The organism is Pseudomonas serbica (assembly GCF_028823535.1).
Classification (GTDB): Bacteria; Pseudomonadota; Gammaproteobacteria; order Pseudomonadales; family Pseudomonadaceae; genus Aquipseudomonas; species Aquipseudomonas serbica.
Genome location: NZ_JAQIYM010000018.1, coordinates 37,362 through 52,901 on the forward strand (window position 1 = coordinate 37,362; position 15,540 = coordinate 52,901).

Here is a 15,540-nt window from a genome sequence, read left to right on the forward strand (position 1 = left end):
CTCTCCTCAGGCTTGATGAATAGTCTTGTCGCGACGGAAGAACGCCAGGCGCTCCTCATCCAGGCTCAGGCCCAGACCCGGCGTGATGGGTACATGCAGTTCGAAATCGCGATAGACCAGCGGCTCACTGAGAATGTCCTCGGTCAGCAGCAGCGGACCGAACAGCTCGGTGTCCCACGCCAGTTTGTTCAGGGTGACGAAAGCATGGGCCGAGGCCATGGTGCCGATCCCGCCTTCGAGCATGGTGCCGCCGTACAGGGCGATACCGGCCGCTTCGGCGATCGAGGCGGTGCGCAACACGGCGCGCGGGCCGCCGTTCTTGGCGATCTTCAGGGCAAACACCGAGGCCGCGCCTTCGCGCGCCAGGTTGAAGGCGTCTTCCACGCACTCGATGGATTCGTCGGCCATGATCGGCGCCGGGCTCATGGCATTCAGGCGTGCCATGCCAGCGCGGTTGTTACGCGAGATCGGCTGTTCGATCAGGTCGATGCCGTTGGTTCCCAGGACCCGGCAGGCACGCAAGGCCACCGCTTCGTCCCATGCCTGGTTGACGTCGACCCTGACGCTCGCGCGATCGCCGAGGGCTTTCTTGATCGCGATCACGTGGGCCAGGTCGCGATTGACTTCGCCGGCACCGATTTTCAGTTTGAAGATGCGATGGCGGCGCAGGTCGAGCATTTTTTCCGCTTCGGCGATGTCCTTCTCGGTATCGCCACTGGCCAGGGTCCAGGCCACGGGCAGCGAGTCACGCACGCGACCGCCCAGCAATTCGCTGACTGGCAGGCCAAGGCGCTTGCCCTGGGCGTCGAGCAGCGCGGTTTCCAGGCCGGATTTGGCGAAGGTGTTGCCACGGATACTGCGCTCCAGGCGCAACATCGCCGCGTTGACATTGGCGCTGTCCTGGCCGATCAACAGCGGTGCGAAGTGCTTGTCGATGTTGGTCTTGATGCTGTCGGGGCTTTCGTTGCCATAGGCCAGGCCACCAATGGTGGTGGATTCGCCGATACCTTCGATGCCATCGGCGCAGCGCACGCGAATGACCACCAGGGTCTGGTTCTGCATGGTGTGCATCGCCAGCTTGTGCGGGCGGATGGTCGGCAGATCGACGATAATCGTCTCGATCGATTCAATGGCTGTAGCAAGCATTTCGATACCCGTCAGGTTCTTGAAGTTCTGGGTCCGATTCTCATACGGCTTTTTCCGGGCGGCCAATATAGAATTGGTCTGGTTTGATACCTTGAAGGTATGCAACCACTGAAGATCCGGAGGCTCCATGGAACTGCGTCACCTACGTTACTTTCAGGTGTTGGCTCAAACCCTCAATTTCACCCGCGCCGCTGAACGGCTGCACATCGCCCAGCCGCCCTTGAGCCGGCAGATCCAGCAACTGGAGGATGAACTGGGGGTGATGCTGCTCGAGCGTGGCCGGCCGCTGAGGCTGACCGACGCCGGACGGTTTTTCCATGAGCACTCGACCGCCCTGCTCGACCAGTTGCACAAGGTCTGCGACAACACGCGGCGCATTGGCCTGGGGGAGAAGACCTGGCTGGGGATCGGCTTTGCGCCATCGACGCTGTACGGCGTACTGCCGCAACTGATTCGCCGCTTGCGCAGCGGAGAACCGCTGGAGCTGGAACTCGGGCTGTCGGAGATGACCACGTTGCAGCAGGTCCAGGCGCTCAAGGCGGGGCGCATCGATGTCGGCTTCGGTCGCATTCGCATCGACGATCCGGCCATCATCCAGAGCGTGCTCACCGAAGACCGTCTGGTGGCTGCCCTCCCCGCCGGGCACCCGCTGCTGGCTGGCCCCGTGAGCCTGCGCGACCTGGCCCGGGAGCCCTTCGTGCTGTACCCCGGCAACCCGCGCCCCAGCTATGCCGACCACGTGATCGCGCTGTTCGAATCCTATGGGGTGAGCATCCATGTGGCGCAATGGACCAATGAGCTGCAAACGGCGATCGGGTTGGTGGGAGCCGGGATCGGGATCACGCTGGTGCCAGCCTCGGTGCAGTTGGTGCACCGCGACGACATCGGTTTCACCCCGCTGCTGGAAGACAACGCCACCTCGCCGATCATTCTCAGCCGGCGGGTGGGCGACGTGTCACCAGGGTTGAATCATTGCTTGCGGGTGATCGACGACCTGTTGCCTCAGACAATCACGCCCTTGTAGCGCCGAGCCTCAACCGGCAAAAGCCCGGCGCCCGGCGCTGATCTCGGTGCGCAATTCAGCAATAAAGTCGGAAATGGTCCGTACGCTGGTCAACCGCTCGGTCGAAACACCGGCGATCATCAACTTGACTTGCCCGCTGGCGGGCTCAAAGACCTCGATGCGCAGCAGCCCGCCGCTCTCCGTGCACTCGCAAGCCAGGGGCTCGAAACCGGACTCTACGATGTTGCAAAGCACTGAAATGGGAACCATGGCCGATGCCTCCGTGGCAATTGATCGAAACGGACCCAATGAGAATAGAGGCGATTCTCCGATTCTGCTGCAGTGATTAATGTTATCTGCTTCTCATTTTCCAGCCTTTGTTCAATGGCTGTTGTCTTTCCAGATCCAGTTCCAGATGCCCGGCAGTTGCGCCGGCTGTGAACTGTCGCGCAGCGTACGCGCCATGGCGGCCCGTTGCAGCGCGGCGGTGTCGTCGTAAAACGGCACAGGAGCGGTGCTCACACCCGTCGCCCGGGCACTGTCGAGCAGGATCTGCAGGTATTCGCGGGTATGCCGGGCGGTATAGCGATTGAGGTCGTGGAAGGTCACCACCACCGGAATCACCCCGTCCACCACCGGCAGCTCGCCGCGGGCAATGCGCTCGCGCACTTCGGACAGCGAACGCAGCATGTGGGCGCGGCGCCGGGGGCTGGCGTTGAAGCCCCAGATCTTGCCGTCGTTGGCGCTCAGGTCGGTCAGCAGCACATGCAGGCCATGCTGCTGGTACGCGGCGAACGTGCGTTTGTCATAGCTCCAGAATGGCGGACGCAACAGGGTCGGCGGCGCACCTGTGATCGCGGCGATGTCGGCACAACCCTCGGTGAGCGCCTGCTCCAGCGCCTGATCGTCGAGCGAACGGTGATTGGTGTGCGAAGGCGTGGCCGTGTGGAAGGCCAGGATATGCCCGGCATCGCGTTCGCGATGCATGACCGCCCGCCCGATATCACTGTTGCCGGCCCGTGGGGCGCGGGTCTGGACGAAAAACACCGCCTTGATGCCCGGTTGCAGCGCATTGATCGCCAGGCTGTCGAGCACGGTCTCGGTCGGGTTCCAGAAACTCGAGGCGCTGGGGCCATCGTCGAACGTCAGCAAAAAGCGGATCGGTGGTTGCGTGCGCAAAGCCTGTTCGGTTTGCGGCGTCATTTCAATGGGCGCGGCGATACAACCCAGCAGGCCGACTGCCAGGGCGCACACCGATAGAACCTTGAACAACTGTTTCATGTTTCGCCTTGGGGTAGCCCCTTTCAACCTTCGCCGGCCCGCACAGAGCGGCGGGCCGAGGTTGGATAAGGTACACAGTGTTTGGTTCCGGCGCTCGCCCGGGTGTTGGCTCAGTTCGCCAGGGCCTGATGGAACGAATGATCGATGATCGGTGCGCTGGCCAGCTCTGCGGTGATCCGACTTGCCACCTCTGCATCATTTCAAACATCTATGCTCAACAAGCCAGCAGGAGGGTTCGATCGATGTGTGGACGATTGTCGCAATACCGGGGCATCCATGACTTCGTGGCGGTGTTGAGCATTCCCGATGCCTTGCTCAACCAGGTCGGCGATCAGCCGCTGGGGCGCTACAACGCCGCGCCCACCACCCAGCTCGCGCTGTTGCACCTGGAGAATGACGGCCTGCACGCCGACACGCAGCGCTGGGGCTGGCGCCCGCACTGGGCGAAGGATCGCGCGGCGCCGATCAATGCCCGGGTCGAGAAAGTCGCCCACGGCCCGTTCTTTCGCGCGATCTGGCCCCATCGTGCCATCTGCCCGGTCGACAACTGGTTCGAATGGGTCGATGCCGGGGACGGCACGAGGCGGCCCTGGCTGATTCGTCGGCGCGACCAAGGGCCGATCTTCTGTGCGGCGATCGGGCAATTCCCGGAGGGCGGTGCAGCGCCCAGGGCCGACGATGGCTTTGTCATCATCACCGCCGATAGCGCGGGCGGCATGCTGGACGTCCATGACCGCCGACCGGTGGTGTTCAACGCAGATCTGGCACGGGAATGGCTGGACCCGGCGACGCCCAGGGAACGTGCCGAACAGATGGCGCTTCTACAGGGGGAAGACAGTGATGCTTTTGAGTGGTACAGGGTCGACAAGGCCGTAGGGAACGTCAGGAATCAGGGGCCTGGGTTGATTGATGTTTTGAAGGAATAATCACCTGTAGAAACATGGCACTTTGATACTTCCACCGCTTGTCAGACAACTACAGGCGCTTACATACATTTGTTAACACTGCCGCTAGGATTCGCGCCGCATTTCCGAGTGGCATACCAGATTGACCAAAGAGTCAACAATTAAGGAAATCCCATACACCAAGCCTTGCAGAGAATTCAATTGCGCGACGATTTTACAAGTAATCAAGTCGCGAGTCTGGCGTGCATTTATCTTACAAAGACTGAGCACTACCAACTCGACTGTTTCATCGGCCAGTACATACAAACCCGTAACTTACTTTCAATCCCCAATATCAAAGAGATCCTGAGTTCAATCCTCGAGAGCTATCCGGGAAAGCCCCCGGTGATGGTCAACGAACTGAACGCCTGGATCGACAAGAACCTGGGTTATCGAGCCACGCACCCCGAGTACCCACCGTTGCTGGAATAATCTCAACCGATTTGCCACCGTAGGAGCGAGCTTGCTCGCGAGGGTCGTCAACGATGACGCGGGGTACCAGATGCCCCACGGCGTCATCGAGTTTTTCGCGAGCAAGCTCGCTCCTACAGCAGTTACGATGTTCGCAGGTCGCTCAGAACTTGCGGTCAGGTTCCGACAATTCCTTGCCATCGTCGGGATGTTTCCAGTCCGGTGTCGAACGCTTCTGCTGTTCGATTTCTTCTTCCGTCGGTTCATCCTCGTCTACGTCCGAATCCGGTTGTTTTTGCTCTGTTGCCATGTGCTCACCTCTCTTCCTGAAAAGGGATTGGTCATCAACTTCAAGCGTAGAACAATTTCGTGTACCCGGCTCACTGCCACCAGCGCAGCAAAAAGAAAAAGCCCATGCTCAACAGCATGCTGAGCAAGGTGTTGCGGGTGTACAGCACCAGGCCGACGGCCACCAGCGAGCTGATCAGGTAGGGGTTGTCCCATTGCAGGTTCAGTTGCTTGTCCGGCATGAACACGATAGGGCCGCAGATCGCGGTCAACATGCCAGGCACGGCGAAGCCGAGGAACTGCCGGGCATTGCTGCTCAGACGCACCGGCAGGCGCGGTTCGAGGAACACATAGCGGTTGAGAAACACCAGCACGCCCATGCCGATAATCACTGCCCAGACCATCATGTGCGCGCTCCCTGGAATTTGTTGCAGATAAAACCGGCGGTCATGCCTGCCAGTCCCGACAGCACCAGGGCCGAGCCCCATTGCCAGTAGCTGAACAGTACCGAGCAAAACAGCGCGACCGCGACACAGACCACAGTTGGCACGTTGCGCACCACCGGGGTGATCAGGGCGATGAAGGTGGCCGCGATGGAGAAGTCCAGCCCCAGGTGCTCCAGGCCCGGGATGCTGCTGCCCAGCACGATGCCCGCCAGGGTGAAGAGGTTCCAGGCAATGTAGAACGTCAGGCCCACACCCAGCGCGTACCAGCGATTGAACTGCTGCCTGTCGTGCTGGCTGACCAGGGCGAACAGTTCATCGGTGAGCAAAAAGCCCAGGCCCGCGCGCCAGCGCCCCGGCAACGGCGAGATCACCGAACGCAGGCTCATGCCGTAGAGCAGATGCTGGGAGGTGAGCAGCAAGGTGGTCAGCAGGATCGAAAAGATCCCCGCCCCGCCCTTGAGCATGCCGATGGCGACCAATTGCGCGGCGCCGGCAAACACGATGCTCGACAAGCCCTGGCCTTGCAGCGGTGTGAGATTGGCTTCGATGGCCATGGAACCGGCGAGCAGGCCCCAGGGCGCCGTCGCCAGGGATAACGGCATGATCGCCACGGCGCCACGCAGGAATGCGCTGCGCGGCATGAGTGAGTTGGACATAACGCTCTGCAACCAGGGAAAGACCCGAGACTTTGCCAGCACTCACGGCTGATGGCTTGAACAATCTTGCGCACTTGTGCTGGTTGCAGTGCGGTTGTGGTGCCCAACATGACGACGTTGCATTTTCCTGATTGACAAACTACCCGCCGGCTTTTAAAACTGGGCGCCTCATTCAGGGTGTAAACAAAGATGTCCGCAACCTTCAATCTCGACGCGTGTGTCATTGGCTTGACTGCCAAGGCCCAGGCTCGTGTTGCGCGCACCCTCAAATCGAAGAAACAGTCGCTCATGTGACCGGGGCGCGCTGTCCCGTCAGATGAGCTGACAGGACATTGAGCGCGACGGACCACCCTCCCCTTGCTTACTTCCTCCTGCGCTTCTGACGGTGACGACATCGGTCAACCATCAGGAGAAAGTGCATGTCATCGTTTCAAGGTATCTGGGTTCCCCTCGTCACGCCGTTCCACAATGGCGCCATCGATTTCATCGGCTTGCGCCGGCTGGTCAGTCATCTGCTGGAAAGCGGCGTCGACGGTCTGATTGTCTGTGGCACCACTGGCGAGCCGGCGGCGATGAGCAAGCACGAGCAGTTGGCGGTGCTCGATGCGGTGCTGGAACAAGTGCCTGCCCAACAGGTCGCCATGGGCCTGGCCGGCAACAACCTGATCGAGCTGCTGCACTTTCAGGCCGAGATTCTCAAGCGCCCGGTGGCCGGCCTGCTGGTGCCGCCGCCGTATTACATCCGGCCGTCCCAGGCCGGGCTCGAAGCCTTTTTCCAGACGGTCGCCGACGCCTCCAGCGTGCCGCTGATCCTGTACGACATTCCCTACCGCACCGGTGTGACCTTCGACCAGGCCACCTTGCTCAACATTGTCGCCCACGAGCGAATCGTCGCGATCAAGGACTGTGGCGGCAACCTCGGTAACACCCTGGCATTGCTGGCCAGCGGCAAGGTCGACGTGCTGTGCGGTGAAGACAACCAGATCTTCAATGCCCTGTGCCTGGGCGCCAAGGGCGCGATTGCCGCGTCGGCGCACGTCCACCCCGAGCGCTTCGTGGCGTTGTACCGACAGATTCGCGACCACCAACTGGCGGCCGGCCGTGCCACGTTCTTCCAGCTGCTGCCGCTGATCCAGAGCTTGTTTATCGAACCCAACCCCGCACCGGTGAAAACCGCGCTGGCCCTGCAAGGCTTGATCGGCGATGAGCTACGCGCACCGATGCAACGCAGCAGCGCTGCCATGGGCACGCGTTTAAAAAAGGTGCTCAGCGCGCTGGGCAGCGACAATCGATAGAACGCCCGGCAGCCGCCCGAGTACCATGCAACGATTGGACTGACGCGCCAGGGGGGGGTCGACATGCTCTATCGAATCGCCGCCGATGGCCTGGTGCTGTTGCACCTGGCGTTCATTGTGTTCGTGGTGGGCGGCGGGCTGCTGGTCCTCAAATGGCCGCGCGTGATGCCGTGGCACCTGCCCGCCGCCATTTGGGGCGTGGCGGTGGAGGTTTTCCACCTGCCCTGCCCGCTGACACGCTGGGAAAACAGCATGCGCCAGGCCGCAGGGCAAAGCGGCTACGGCGCGGGTTTCATCGAACATTACGTGTGGCCGATCATTTACCCGGCAGGGCTGACACCGGCCATCCAGTTGGGACTGGGCGCTGTGGTACTGCTGGTGAACGTACTGGTCTATCTGCGATTGTTCCGGCACAGAAAACGCCAACGACTATTGTAACTCCCGTCAAACCGAGGACTCGGCCCATGCTGTCGACTGACGACCTGACGCTGCTGCAGGCGATCCGCGAAACCGGCAGCCTGTCGCGGGCCGCGGCCTACCTCGGCAAGGCGCCCTCTACGGTGTCCTATGCCGCGCGGCAACTGGAAGAACGCTTCGATGCCTTGCTGTTCGATCGCCGGCGCTACCGCCTGCAACTCACCCCGGCCGGTGAATTATTGGTCAACGAAGCGGCCCGACTGCTGCAAGACGTCTCGCGCCTGACCCAGCGGGTGCAGCAAGTGGCCAGTGGCTGGGAGAGTCGACTGTGGATCGTCACCGATGAACTACTGGAGTTCGAGACACTGATCCCGGTCATCCACGAATTCGATGCACTGGGTTCCGGCGTACCGCTGCGCATCACCCAGGAAGTGCTCCGGGGTGTCTGGGAGGCCCTGCGTGAAGGCCGCGCGGACCTGATCATCGGCGCCACCAACGAACCGCCGGCCATCGCATCCCTGCGCTGGATGCAACTGGGGGAAATGGAATGGGTGTTCGCCGTCTCGCCCAGGCACCCGCTGGCCAAGGCCAGGGAACCGATCAGCCGCGCCGAGGTGGCGCAGCACCGGGCGATTGTCGTGGCCGACTCGTCGCGGGCCAGCGAAGGCAGTACCTACGGCGTCTCGGGGGGCCAGTCGGTGCTGGCCGTGCCGAGCATGCGCGCGAAAATCCTCGCCCAGTGCGACAGCCTCGGTGTGGGCTGGCTGCCCAGGCACCGGGTCGGCTCGTTACTGCGCAATGGCTCGCTGGTTGAAAAGCAGATGGCAGACCCGCGCGAACCGAACATCCTGTATGCCGGCTGGCGCGGCGATCACGACGGGCGGGCGCTGGGCTGGTGGCTGGAAAAGCTCAAGCAATCGTACCTTTGCACCCGACTGGTACAAGGCAACGACCGCTTTGCCTGAACCTCAGTTGGCGATCACGCTCATGTTCCGTCCGCTGGCCTTGGCCACGTACAGAGCCTTGTCGGCCGCCTCGATCAGCTCGCCGGTCTGGGCTTGTGACGCCGGATCGTAGCCGCAAACCCCCACGCTGACCGTGACCTTGCCATCAGGGCTTTCACTGTGCGGCAAGCCGGAGGCCTGCACCGCATGACGGATTTTCTCCGCCAGCAGGAATGCGCCAACGTAGTCAGTCCCCGGCAGCACCACGGCAAATTCCTCGCCGCCAAAGCGCGCAGCCATATCGCCCGGGCGCTTGATGTGCTCGGTAATGATCGCACCGATCTTGCGCAGACACTCATCGCCGGCCAAGTGGCCATAGCGATCGTTGAACGGCTTGAAATGATCGACATCGATCATCAGCAGGGCCAACCCCGTGACGTTGTGTCGGGCGCGGCTCATTTCCGCCTGGATGAACAGGTCGAACTGGCGTCGGTTGGCCAGGCCCGTGAGCGCGTCCTCCAGTGCCAGCAATTCAAGGTTGCGATTGAGCTCAAGCAGCCTCTCCTGGGTACCGAGCAAATCCCCCTGGATGCGGTCCTGCTTCTTCATCAACCTGATAAGGCGATAGCCGAGCGCCCCCAGTACCCCGAGCAGCAGCGCGACGATACCCGCACTGAGCAAGGACTGCTGGCGCCAGCCGGCCAGCACCTCATCCTTGTTGAGCGCGGCAAAGACGATCAGCGGGTAACCCTCGACCCGGCGAAAACCCACGACCCGTTCCACGCCATCCATGATCGAGCGGACGGTTGCCGTCCCCGAACTGCCCTGGGGCAAAAGTCGGGTGAACAGCGGGCTCCTGGCCAGGCTGGTACCGATGTCCGCTTCGTGAAACGGCCGACGGACGATGATGCTGGCATCGTCGGCGATCAGGTTGATCACGCCGTTCTCGCCCATGTCGATGCCATCGTAAAGCTGCAGGAAATGGCTGAGGTAGAGGGTGGCAAGGGCCACGCCGGCGAAACGGCCATCCGGATAATTGATCCGCCGTGACACCGTCATGATCCATTCGCCGCTGGAACGGCTCTTGATCGAAGGGCCAATGTGCGGTCCGCGGTCCGGATGATCGCGGTGATAAATGAAATACTCTCGGTCGGAATTGTTGGCGCCCCCCACCTCGGCACCATTGGAGTTGGCGATCCATTTGCCGGTTTCGTCATAGACGAACAGCCCGTGGAGCTGGCGCAACTCACTGCGCTGGGCGCGGAGCAAGCGTTGCAGGCGATCGAGCCGACCCTGTTCGATTCCGTCGTTCTCCAGGCGATCGACCAGGGTGAACAGCAGCGTGTCGGCTTGCTTGATCGCCGCCTGGGCCTGCGAGGCCAGGGTCTGCGCAAGGTTGGACATCGCCACTTCCTTGTCATGCAGATGGTACTGGCGCGAGTTCCAGGTTTCCCAGCTCACGATCACCACCATCGACAGGCAGACGGCAATCATCAGCGTCACGGCCGATCGAGTCTTGAGCCTTGCGATACCGTACCGGTTTTTTTCGATACGCCCGTTAGTGGATGGATGCCTCATGACGTTCGCTCCTTGAATCGAATATAAAGGCCTTGCTTTCTCCATTGCTTATCGCGCTGCGCCCTTTAAAGCGTCCAGCCAGGCTGGGTCAAGTCGCGTCTGCCGGGTATCGATACCCAGCGCTTCCATTCTCGCTTGATGCTCCTGCATATCCCGGTGTAATTGCGCATCATCGCTGGAGTTACCGTCCAGTTGATGCATCTGGCTCAATCCCAGGTGATAGAAGCGCAGAAGCCTCATGGCGTCCGGGTCTCCCGCCTCCACGGCAGCCTTGAGGTGGTGCATGACGTTGGTGATGCTCATCAGGCTGCGCTTGAGCTGCCAGCTGTAGACCGCCGGCGCCATCCACGCCTGGTGCCAGAACACCTTGCGCATCAATCCGGCCATGATCAATACCGCGGCGAACACCCCGCCGATGTTGAAGCGCAGATTGTCCCCTCCGGGCTCGCCGAACAAGGTCACCGCCGCGGTGGACAGGGCCATCGCCAGCGCCAGGAAGATCAGCGCGATCATCACCGTGCTGCGCCGCGTCCGCTGCCGATAGTCGTCGGCGTTCATCGGCTGGATTTCGAACATGACGTCGGGATTCCTTTGCTTCAATGGTAAAAAAGGTCACAGGTTAAAAAGACCGCGGGCCATTATCGCCTCTGCGACGGATTTAGCTATGCTGGGGCTCCTTTTCATCTATACATCATCAAAAGGAGGACGTGGCGAGACCGCGCAGTTCGTGCCATCTTCTTTCATGGATACTCTCTATTCGGATGCCATTCGTTGTTTGCGCGTGAATGGCATCGTTTTAAGGATCATTGAATGACCCAACGACAAGTAATCAATGCTTCGGTCAGCCCGAAAGGCAGCCTGGAAACACTCTCTCAACGGGAAGTCCAGCAACTGAGCGAAGCCGGATCCGGCAGCACCTACGACATCTTCCGCCAATGCGCCCTGGCCATCCTCAACACCGGCGCCCACGTCGATAACGCCAAGACCATCCTCGAAGCCTACAAGGACTTCGAAATCCGCATCCACCAGCAAGACCGCGGCGTACGCCTGGAACTGCTGAACGCCCCGGCCGACGCCTTCGTCGACGGCGAAATGATTGCCAGTACCCGTGAGATGTTGTTCAGCGCCCTGCGCGACATCGTCTACACCGAAAACGAACTCGACAGCCAACGCATCGACCTGAGCACCTCCCAGGGCATCAGCGATTATGTCTTCCACCTGCTGCGCAACGCCCGCACCCTGCGCCCCGGCGTCGAGCCGAAGATCGTTGTGTGCTGGGGCGGCCACTCGATCAACACCGAAGAATACAAATACACCAAGAAGGTCGGCCACGAACTGGGCCTGCGCAGCCTGGACGTCTGCACAGGTTGCGGCCCTGGCGTGATGAAAGGCCCGATGAAGGGCGCCACCATCGCCCATGCCAAGCAGCGTATCCACGGTGGGCGCTACCTTGGCCTGACTGAACCGGGGATCATCGCCGCCGAAGCGCCGAACCCGATCGTCAACGAACTGGTGATCCTGCCCGACATCGAGAAGCGCCTGGAAGCCTTCGTTCGCGTCGGCCACGGCATCATCATTTTCCCCGGCGGCGCCGGTACCGCCGAAGAGTTCCTCTACCTGCTCGGCATCCTGATGCACCCGGACAACGAAGGCCTGCCCTTCCCGGTCATCCTCACCGGACCGAAACATGCCGCGCCCTACCTCGAACAGCTTGACGCGTTCGTCGGCGCCACCTTGGGCGAAGCCGCCAAGAAGCATTACCAGATCATCATCGACAACCCGGCAGAAGTCGCCCGGCAGATGACCCAGGGCCTCAAGGCAGTCAAACAGTTCCGCCGCGAACGCAACGACGCGTTCCATTTCAACTGGCTGCTGAAGATCGACGAAGGTTTCCAGCGTCCGTTCGACCCGACCCACGAAAACATGGCCAACCTCAAGCTGAGCCGCGACCTGCCGGCCCACGAACTGGCCGCCAACCTGCGCCGTGCGTTCTCCGGCATCGTCGCCGGCAACGTCAAGGACAAGGGCATCCGCCTGATCGAAAAACACGGGCCATACCAGATCCGCGGCGATGCGGCCGTCATGCAACCGTTGGATCAACTGCTCAAGGCCTTCGTCGCCCAGCACCGGATGAAACTGCCGGGTGGCGCGGCTTATGTGCCGTGTTATCGAGTGGTTGCGTGATCAAGTTGCTGTAAATTGTTGAACGCGAGCCGAAGCCAAATGCTTCGGCTTGTTGTTTCCAGGGATACACAAATCTGTAGGAGCCGGCTTGCTGGCCATTGCGATGGTGAAACTGATGCCGCCTTCGCTGGCAAGCCAGCTCCTACAGAATGTATGGTTGGCTTTGAGGCAGATACAAGAGGATCGACCGATGGACCACGTCAACCACATCCTGGTCGTCGATGACGACCGTGAAATTCGCGAGCTGGTCGGCAACTACCTGAAAAAAAACGGCCTGCGCAGCACCGTGGTTCCCGACGGCCGGCACATGCGCAGCTTCCTCGAATCCAACCAGGTCGACCTGATCGTGCTCGACATCATGCTCCCCGGCGACGACGGCCTGGTCCTGTGCCGTGAACTACGTGCGGGCAAGCACAAAGCCACGCCGATCCTGATGCTCACTGCACGCAACGACGAAACCGATCGTATCCTCGGCCTGGAAATGGGCGCCGACGACTACCTGACCAAGCCCTTCGCCGCCCGCGAACTGCTGGCGCGAATCAACGCCGTACTGCGTCGCACGCGCATGCTCCCACCCAACCTGCTGATCAGTGAAAGCGGCCGGATGCTCGGCTTCGGCCGCTGGCGCCTGGACACCACCGCCCGTCATCTGCTGGACGAAGACGACACCCTGGTGGCCCTCAGTGGCGCCGAATACCGGCTGCTACGGGTATTCCTCGATCACCCGCAGCGGGTGCTCAGTCGCGACCAGTTGCTCAACCTGACCCAGGGCCGCGACGCCGACCTGTTCGACCGCTCGATCGACTTGCTGGTCAGCCGCCTGCGCCAACGGCTCAAGGATGACTCCCGGGAACCGACCTACATCAAGACCGTGCGCAGCGAGGGTTATGTGTTCTCCTACCCGGTGCAGATGCTCGACGCACAGGCTTGAATCGTCGTATCCCGCGCCCACAGATCAACGCGCTCGATAACGACTATGCGCAGTGGTGTTTTTTCATCACGGTGCTCCAGCACTACAGTGGCCACATCTTCTTCCCACGCTCTGGAGCAACATCATGAAAAGCATCATCGGTATCGGCTTCGCTCTTGCAGTTCTTGGCAGCACTTGCGCCATCGCCGCCCCACACACCACTGCACCCATGGTTGCCGCTGTGAAGGTCAGCCAACCGGCCACCCTGAACATGAACACCGTCAGTGATGACCACAAGGACAGCCAGGCGAGCAAACTCTACGTCGCGGAAAATCGTCCGGAGTTCGGTTCCAAATATCAGCGCTATTGATCAACGGCCTTGGGCTGTTTGAAAAAAGAAACCCCGCCAAATGCGGGGTTTCTTTCATTTGAGCACTAAGGCGTTACCAGCCGCGCAGCCAACGCCTTGGCCTGACTGGCCACGTCCGTCACGGCGGTGCTCTCCCACCACATCCCGCGCAATGGCGGCCCCATGGCAAACAATCGGCTGGCAGCCTGGCCATCGGCACTCAACACCGCGCCGTCGACCTCTGCGGCAATGCCCAGTGCCAGGTGTCCCGGCCGGATAAGCCCGCGCGCCAGCAATTGCCGGGGCAACGGGCGAGCTACCCGGCGCCAGTCATATTCGATGCCACTGGAATTGATCAGCGCCGCGCCACTGACCACCACCGTTTGCGCTTCACCCCGACGGCGGATACGGATGCTCACTCCATTGCCCGAAGTGGGTTGCAGCCCTTTGAACGACGCCGCCTGAATCCGCAACCGCCCTTCCCCGTGCAAACGCTCCACCAACTCGGCGCTCAACGGCGGCGAGCGATGGTGATGACTTTCCCACCACGGCCGAACATGCCTGACGAACTGACGGCGTTGCACGTCGGTGGCCTGATTCCACAAGCGCCCGATGTGCGCCCGCACCGTGTCCAGCGGCGCTTGCCAGTCGATCCCCTGGGCAATGGCCACGCGGCAATGCCGGCGCAGTTCACGTACCAGCTGTCGCGGCGTGCGTATGCTGTGATCCTCGGCCAGAAAATCGACCCACGCTGGTGGCTGCCGCCGCACATGGGGCAGCAGGCCGTGACGGGAAAACACTTCGATCGGCCCGCGATGCCCGGCCTGCTCCAGTGACACCACGGCATCGACCATGGTCAGGCCCGAGCCGATGATCAGCACCGTCGACTGCGGATCGAGTTGCTGCATCGCCGCCACATCCCAAGGGTCAAGCGCCGCCGCGTTCAAGCCGCTGGACTCAGTCTGGGGCGTGCGCGCGGCCGGGAACATCCCCGTAGCGAGCACCGCGAAGGAACCCTGCAGGTGCTGGCCCTCGCTCAAGGTCAAGTGCACCGACTGCGCATCGGTTTGCAGATCAACCACCTCGGCCTGCACATGCTCGACCGTTGAGCCGTTCAACGCCCCCACCGCTTGCGCCTCGGCAAGACGCTGCTGCACGTACAGGCCGAAAATCCCCCGTGGCGGGAACAGCTCGCTGATCGGTACAGGCTGCTCATCCGACTCCGGCCAACCGCCGGCCGCAATGTAGTCGGTGAGCCATTGGGTCAGGTCATCGGCATTGTCCGGATCGACGCTCATGCGCGCCGCGTTGCCATTGAGCGTATGCCCCAGCTCCACAGCGCTATAGGCTTCGCCGCGCCCCAGTTCGGCGCGCGGCTCGATGACCAGCACCCGGCGCTTGCCCGGCAGACGCAACAATTGCGCCGCCAGCATCGTGCCGCTGAGGCCGCCGCCGATGATCAGGATGTCCGCGTGACGGATGGCGTCGGTCGCCTGCCCGTTTCGGGTTTCACTCATGCCGTTCTCACTGATCAGTGTTTATCCTCGACGATAATAGGCGCCGAACCCATGGAAGTTTCATCGAGCAGTACCAAAGTAGGATACGTCGCTCGAGATCATGGGAGGGCCCTTGCCGGCGGCGTCCAGGGATCAGCCGCTCACGATCGGAATTTCACGGGCCATCAAACG

19 protein-coding genes are annotated in these 15,540 nt (G+C 61.6%); 10 read left to right on the top strand and 9 right to left on the bottom strand.

The features are described 5' to 3' along the window. Positions 1-6 precede the first annotated feature (6 nt). On the bottom strand, positions 7-1,146 hold the full coding sequence (locus NQL71_RS25615; RefSeq protein ID WP_274643557.1) for a muconate cycloisomerase family protein: 1,140 nt from the start codon (positions 1,144-1,146) through the stop codon (positions 7-9). 127 nt (positions 1,147-1,273) lie between these two features. Between NQL71_RS25615 and NQL71_RS25620 the strand changes: the two genes are divergently transcribed. After that, positions 1,274-2,170, top strand: coding sequence for a LysR family transcriptional regulator (locus tag NQL71_RS25620; protein ID WP_046817554.1), 897 nt, complete (start codon positions 1,274-1,276; stop codon positions 2,168-2,170). A gap of 9 nt (positions 2,171-2,179) precedes the next feature. Here the strand turns inward: NQL71_RS25620 and NQL71_RS25625 are convergent, their stop codons facing one another. Both NQL71_RS25625 and NQL71_RS25630 read right to left on the bottom strand, forming a co-directional pair. Then, positions 2,180-2,419, bottom strand: coding sequence for a DUF1652 domain-containing protein (locus NQL71_RS25625; RefSeq protein WP_274643558.1), 240 nt, complete (start codon positions 2,417-2,419; stop codon positions 2,180-2,182). A 111-nt stretch (positions 2,420-2,530) separates the two neighbouring features. After that, positions 2,531-3,430 carry a polysaccharide deacetylase family protein gene (locus tag NQL71_RS25630; protein WP_046817556.1) on the bottom strand — a complete coding sequence of 300 codons (900 nt, stop codon included), beginning with the start codon at positions 3,428-3,430 and terminating at the stop codon, positions 2,531-2,533. A gap of 242 nt (positions 3,431-3,672) precedes the next feature. On the opposite strand from NQL71_RS25630, the gene NQL71_RS25635 reads away from it, so the two are divergent. Further along, on the top strand, positions 3,673-4,356 hold the full coding sequence (locus tag NQL71_RS25635; protein WP_274643559.1) for an SOS response-associated peptidase: 684 nt from the start codon (positions 3,673-3,675) through the stop codon (positions 4,354-4,356). A gap of 180 nt (positions 4,357-4,536) precedes the next feature. Beyond that, positions 4,537-4,806 carry a hypothetical protein gene (locus NQL71_RS25640; RefSeq protein WP_077186128.1) on the top strand — a complete coding sequence of 90 codons (270 nt, stop codon included), beginning with the start codon at positions 4,537-4,539 and terminating at the stop codon, positions 4,804-4,806. Between the two features lie 142 nt (positions 4,807-4,948). Here NQL71_RS25640 and NQL71_RS25650 read toward each other — a convergent pair whose 3' ends face one another. The 3 genes from NQL71_RS25650 to NQL71_RS25660 form a co-directional block, all read right to left on the bottom strand. Further along, complete coding sequence (locus NQL71_RS25650; protein ID WP_162837835.1) at positions 4,949-5,095, bottom strand: hypothetical protein; 147 nt, start codon at positions 5,093-5,095, stop codon at positions 4,949-4,951. 70 nt (positions 5,096-5,165) lie between these two features. Beyond that, complete coding sequence (locus NQL71_RS25655; RefSeq protein WP_166619293.1) at positions 5,166-5,477, bottom strand: AzlD domain-containing protein; 312 nt, start codon at positions 5,475-5,477, stop codon at positions 5,166-5,168. Beyond that, positions 5,477-6,175, bottom strand: coding sequence for an AzlC family ABC transporter permease (locus tag NQL71_RS25660; protein WP_046817559.1), 699 nt, complete (start codon positions 6,173-6,175; stop codon positions 5,477-5,479). The genes NQL71_RS25655 and NQL71_RS25660 overlap by 1 nt, the downstream gene beginning before the upstream one ends. A 419-nt stretch (positions 6,176-6,594) precedes the next feature. Here NQL71_RS25660 and dapA point away from each other — a divergent pair, with 419 nt between their 5' ends. The 3 genes from dapA to NQL71_RS25675 all read left to right on the top strand — a co-directional run bounded on the left by dapA (position 6,595) and on the right by NQL71_RS25675 (position 8,852). After that, positions 6,595-7,470, top strand: a complete 876-nt coding sequence (dapA, locus tag NQL71_RS25665) for a 4-hydroxy-tetrahydrodipicolinate synthase (RefSeq protein WP_166619271.1) — start codon at positions 6,595-6,597, stop codon at positions 7,468-7,470. A gap of 63 nt (positions 7,471-7,533) precedes the next feature. Then, a complete protein-coding gene (locus NQL71_RS25670) occupies positions 7,534-7,908 on the top strand; it encodes a DUF2784 domain-containing protein (RefSeq protein WP_046817561.1) in 375 nt (124 codons plus the stop codon). A 26-nt stretch (positions 7,909-7,934) separates the two neighbouring features. Further along, the gene (locus NQL71_RS25675) at positions 7,935-8,852 is read left to right on the top strand and encodes a LysR family transcriptional regulator (RefSeq protein ID WP_046817562.1); all 918 of its coding nucleotides are present in this window, start codon (positions 7,935-7,937) and stop codon (positions 8,850-8,852) included. A gap of 3 nt (positions 8,853-8,855) precedes the next feature. On the opposite strand, the gene NQL71_RS25680 is transcribed toward NQL71_RS25675, so the two are convergent. Continuing rightward, a complete protein-coding gene (locus NQL71_RS25680; RefSeq protein WP_274643560.1) occupies positions 8,856-10,409 on the bottom strand; it encodes a sensor domain-containing diguanylate cyclase in 1,554 nt (517 codons plus the stop codon). 48 nt (positions 10,410-10,457) lie between these two features. Then, positions 10,458-10,985 (bottom strand): DUF3087 family protein, encoded by a 528-nt coding sequence (locus NQL71_RS25685; RefSeq protein WP_046817564.1) that lies wholly within the window; start codon positions 10,983-10,985, stop codon positions 10,458-10,460. Between NQL71_RS25685 and NQL71_RS25690 the strand changes: the two genes are divergently transcribed. The 4 genes from NQL71_RS25690 (at position 10,984) to NQL71_RS25705 (ending at position 13,873) form a co-directional block, all read left to right on the top strand. Further along, positions 10,984-11,223: a hypothetical protein gene (locus tag NQL71_RS25690; RefSeq protein WP_046817565.1), complete on the top strand. Its 240-nt coding sequence runs from the start codon at positions 10,984-10,986 to the stop codon at positions 11,221-11,223. The genes NQL71_RS25685 and NQL71_RS25690 overlap by 2 nt on opposite strands. Beyond that, a complete protein-coding gene (gene ppnN, locus NQL71_RS25695) occupies positions 11,220-12,593 on the top strand; it encodes a nucleotide 5'-monophosphate nucleosidase PpnN (RefSeq protein ID WP_046817566.1) in 1,374 nt (457 codons plus the stop codon). The genes NQL71_RS25690 and ppnN overlap by 4 nt, the downstream gene beginning before the upstream one ends. Before the next feature lie 190 nt (positions 12,594-12,783). Continuing rightward, a complete protein-coding gene (locus NQL71_RS25700; RefSeq protein WP_274643561.1) occupies positions 12,784-13,524 on the top strand; it encodes a response regulator in 741 nt (246 codons plus the stop codon). A gap of 124 nt (positions 13,525-13,648) precedes the next feature. Next, the gene (locus tag NQL71_RS25705; RefSeq protein ID WP_046817567.1) at positions 13,649-13,873 is read left to right on the top strand and encodes a hypothetical protein; all 225 of its coding nucleotides are present in this window, start codon (positions 13,649-13,651) and stop codon (positions 13,871-13,873) included. Between the two features lie 65 nt (positions 13,874-13,938). Here NQL71_RS25705 and NQL71_RS25710 read toward each other — a convergent pair whose 3' ends face one another. Then, positions 13,939-15,369 carry an FAD/NAD(P)-binding protein gene (locus tag NQL71_RS25710; RefSeq protein WP_166619273.1) on the bottom strand — a complete coding sequence of 477 codons (1,431 nt, stop codon included), beginning with the start codon at positions 15,367-15,369 and terminating at the stop codon, positions 13,939-13,941. Positions 15,370-15,540: the final 171 nt, after the last annotated feature.

Bases quoted from the DNA above. Each gene is read 5' to 3' on its own strand.
- NQL71_RS25615 (WP_274643557.1), bottom strand. From the start codon at position 1,146: ATGCTTGCTACAGCCATTGAATCGATCGAGACGATTATCGTCGATCTG.
- NQL71_RS25620 (WP_046817554.1), top strand. From the start codon at position 1,274: ATGGAACTGCGTCACCTACGTTACTTTCAGGTGTTGGCTCAAACCCTC.
- NQL71_RS25625 (WP_274643558.1), bottom strand. From the start codon at position 2,419: ATGGTTCCCATTTCAGTGCTTTGCAACATCGTAGAGTCCGGTTTCGAG.
- NQL71_RS25630 (WP_046817556.1), bottom strand. From the start codon at position 3,430: ATGAAACAGTTGTTCAAGGTTCTATCGGTGTGCGCCCTGGCAGTCGGC.
- NQL71_RS25635 (WP_274643559.1), top strand. From the start codon at position 3,673: ATGTGTGGACGATTGTCGCAATACCGGGGCATCCATGACTTCGTGGCG.
- NQL71_RS25650 (WP_162837835.1), bottom strand. From the start codon at position 5,095: ATGGCAACAGAGCAAAAACAACCGGATTCGGACGTAGACGAGGATGAA.
- NQL71_RS25655 (WP_166619293.1), bottom strand. From the start codon at position 5,477: ATGGTCTGGGCAGTGATTATCGGCATGGGCGTGCTGGTGTTTCTCAAC.
- NQL71_RS25660 (WP_046817559.1), bottom strand. From the start codon at position 6,175: ATGTCCAACTCACTCATGCCGCGCAGCGCATTCCTGCGTGGCGCCGTG.
- dapA (WP_166619271.1), top strand. From the start codon at position 6,595: ATGTCATCGTTTCAAGGTATCTGGGTTCCCCTCGTCACGCCGTTCCAC.
- NQL71_RS25670 (WP_046817561.1), top strand. From the start codon at position 7,534: ATGCTCTATCGAATCGCCGCCGATGGCCTGGTGCTGTTGCACCTGGCG.
- NQL71_RS25675 (WP_046817562.1), top strand. From the start codon at position 7,935: ATGCTGTCGACTGACGACCTGACGCTGCTGCAGGCGATCCGCGAAACC.
- NQL71_RS25680 (WP_274643560.1), bottom strand. From the start codon at position 10,409: ATGAGGCATCCATCCACTAACGGGCGTATCGAAAAAAACCGGTACGGT.
- NQL71_RS25690 (WP_046817565.1), top strand. From the start codon at position 10,984: ATGACGTCGGGATTCCTTTGCTTCAATGGTAAAAAAGGTCACAGGTTA.
- NQL71_RS25685 (WP_046817564.1), bottom strand. From the start codon at position 10,985: ATGTTCGAAATCCAGCCGATGAACGCCGACGACTATCGGCAGCGGACG.
- ppnN (WP_046817566.1), top strand. From the start codon at position 11,220: ATGACCCAACGACAAGTAATCAATGCTTCGGTCAGCCCGAAAGGCAGC.
- NQL71_RS25700 (WP_274643561.1), top strand. From the start codon at position 12,784: ATGGACCACGTCAACCACATCCTGGTCGTCGATGACGACCGTGAAATT.
- NQL71_RS25705 (WP_046817567.1), top strand. From the start codon at position 13,649: ATGAAAAGCATCATCGGTATCGGCTTCGCTCTTGCAGTTCTTGGCAGC.
- NQL71_RS25710 (WP_166619273.1), bottom strand. From the start codon at position 15,369: ATGAGTGAAACCCGAAACGGGCAGGCGACCGACGCCATCCGTCACGCG.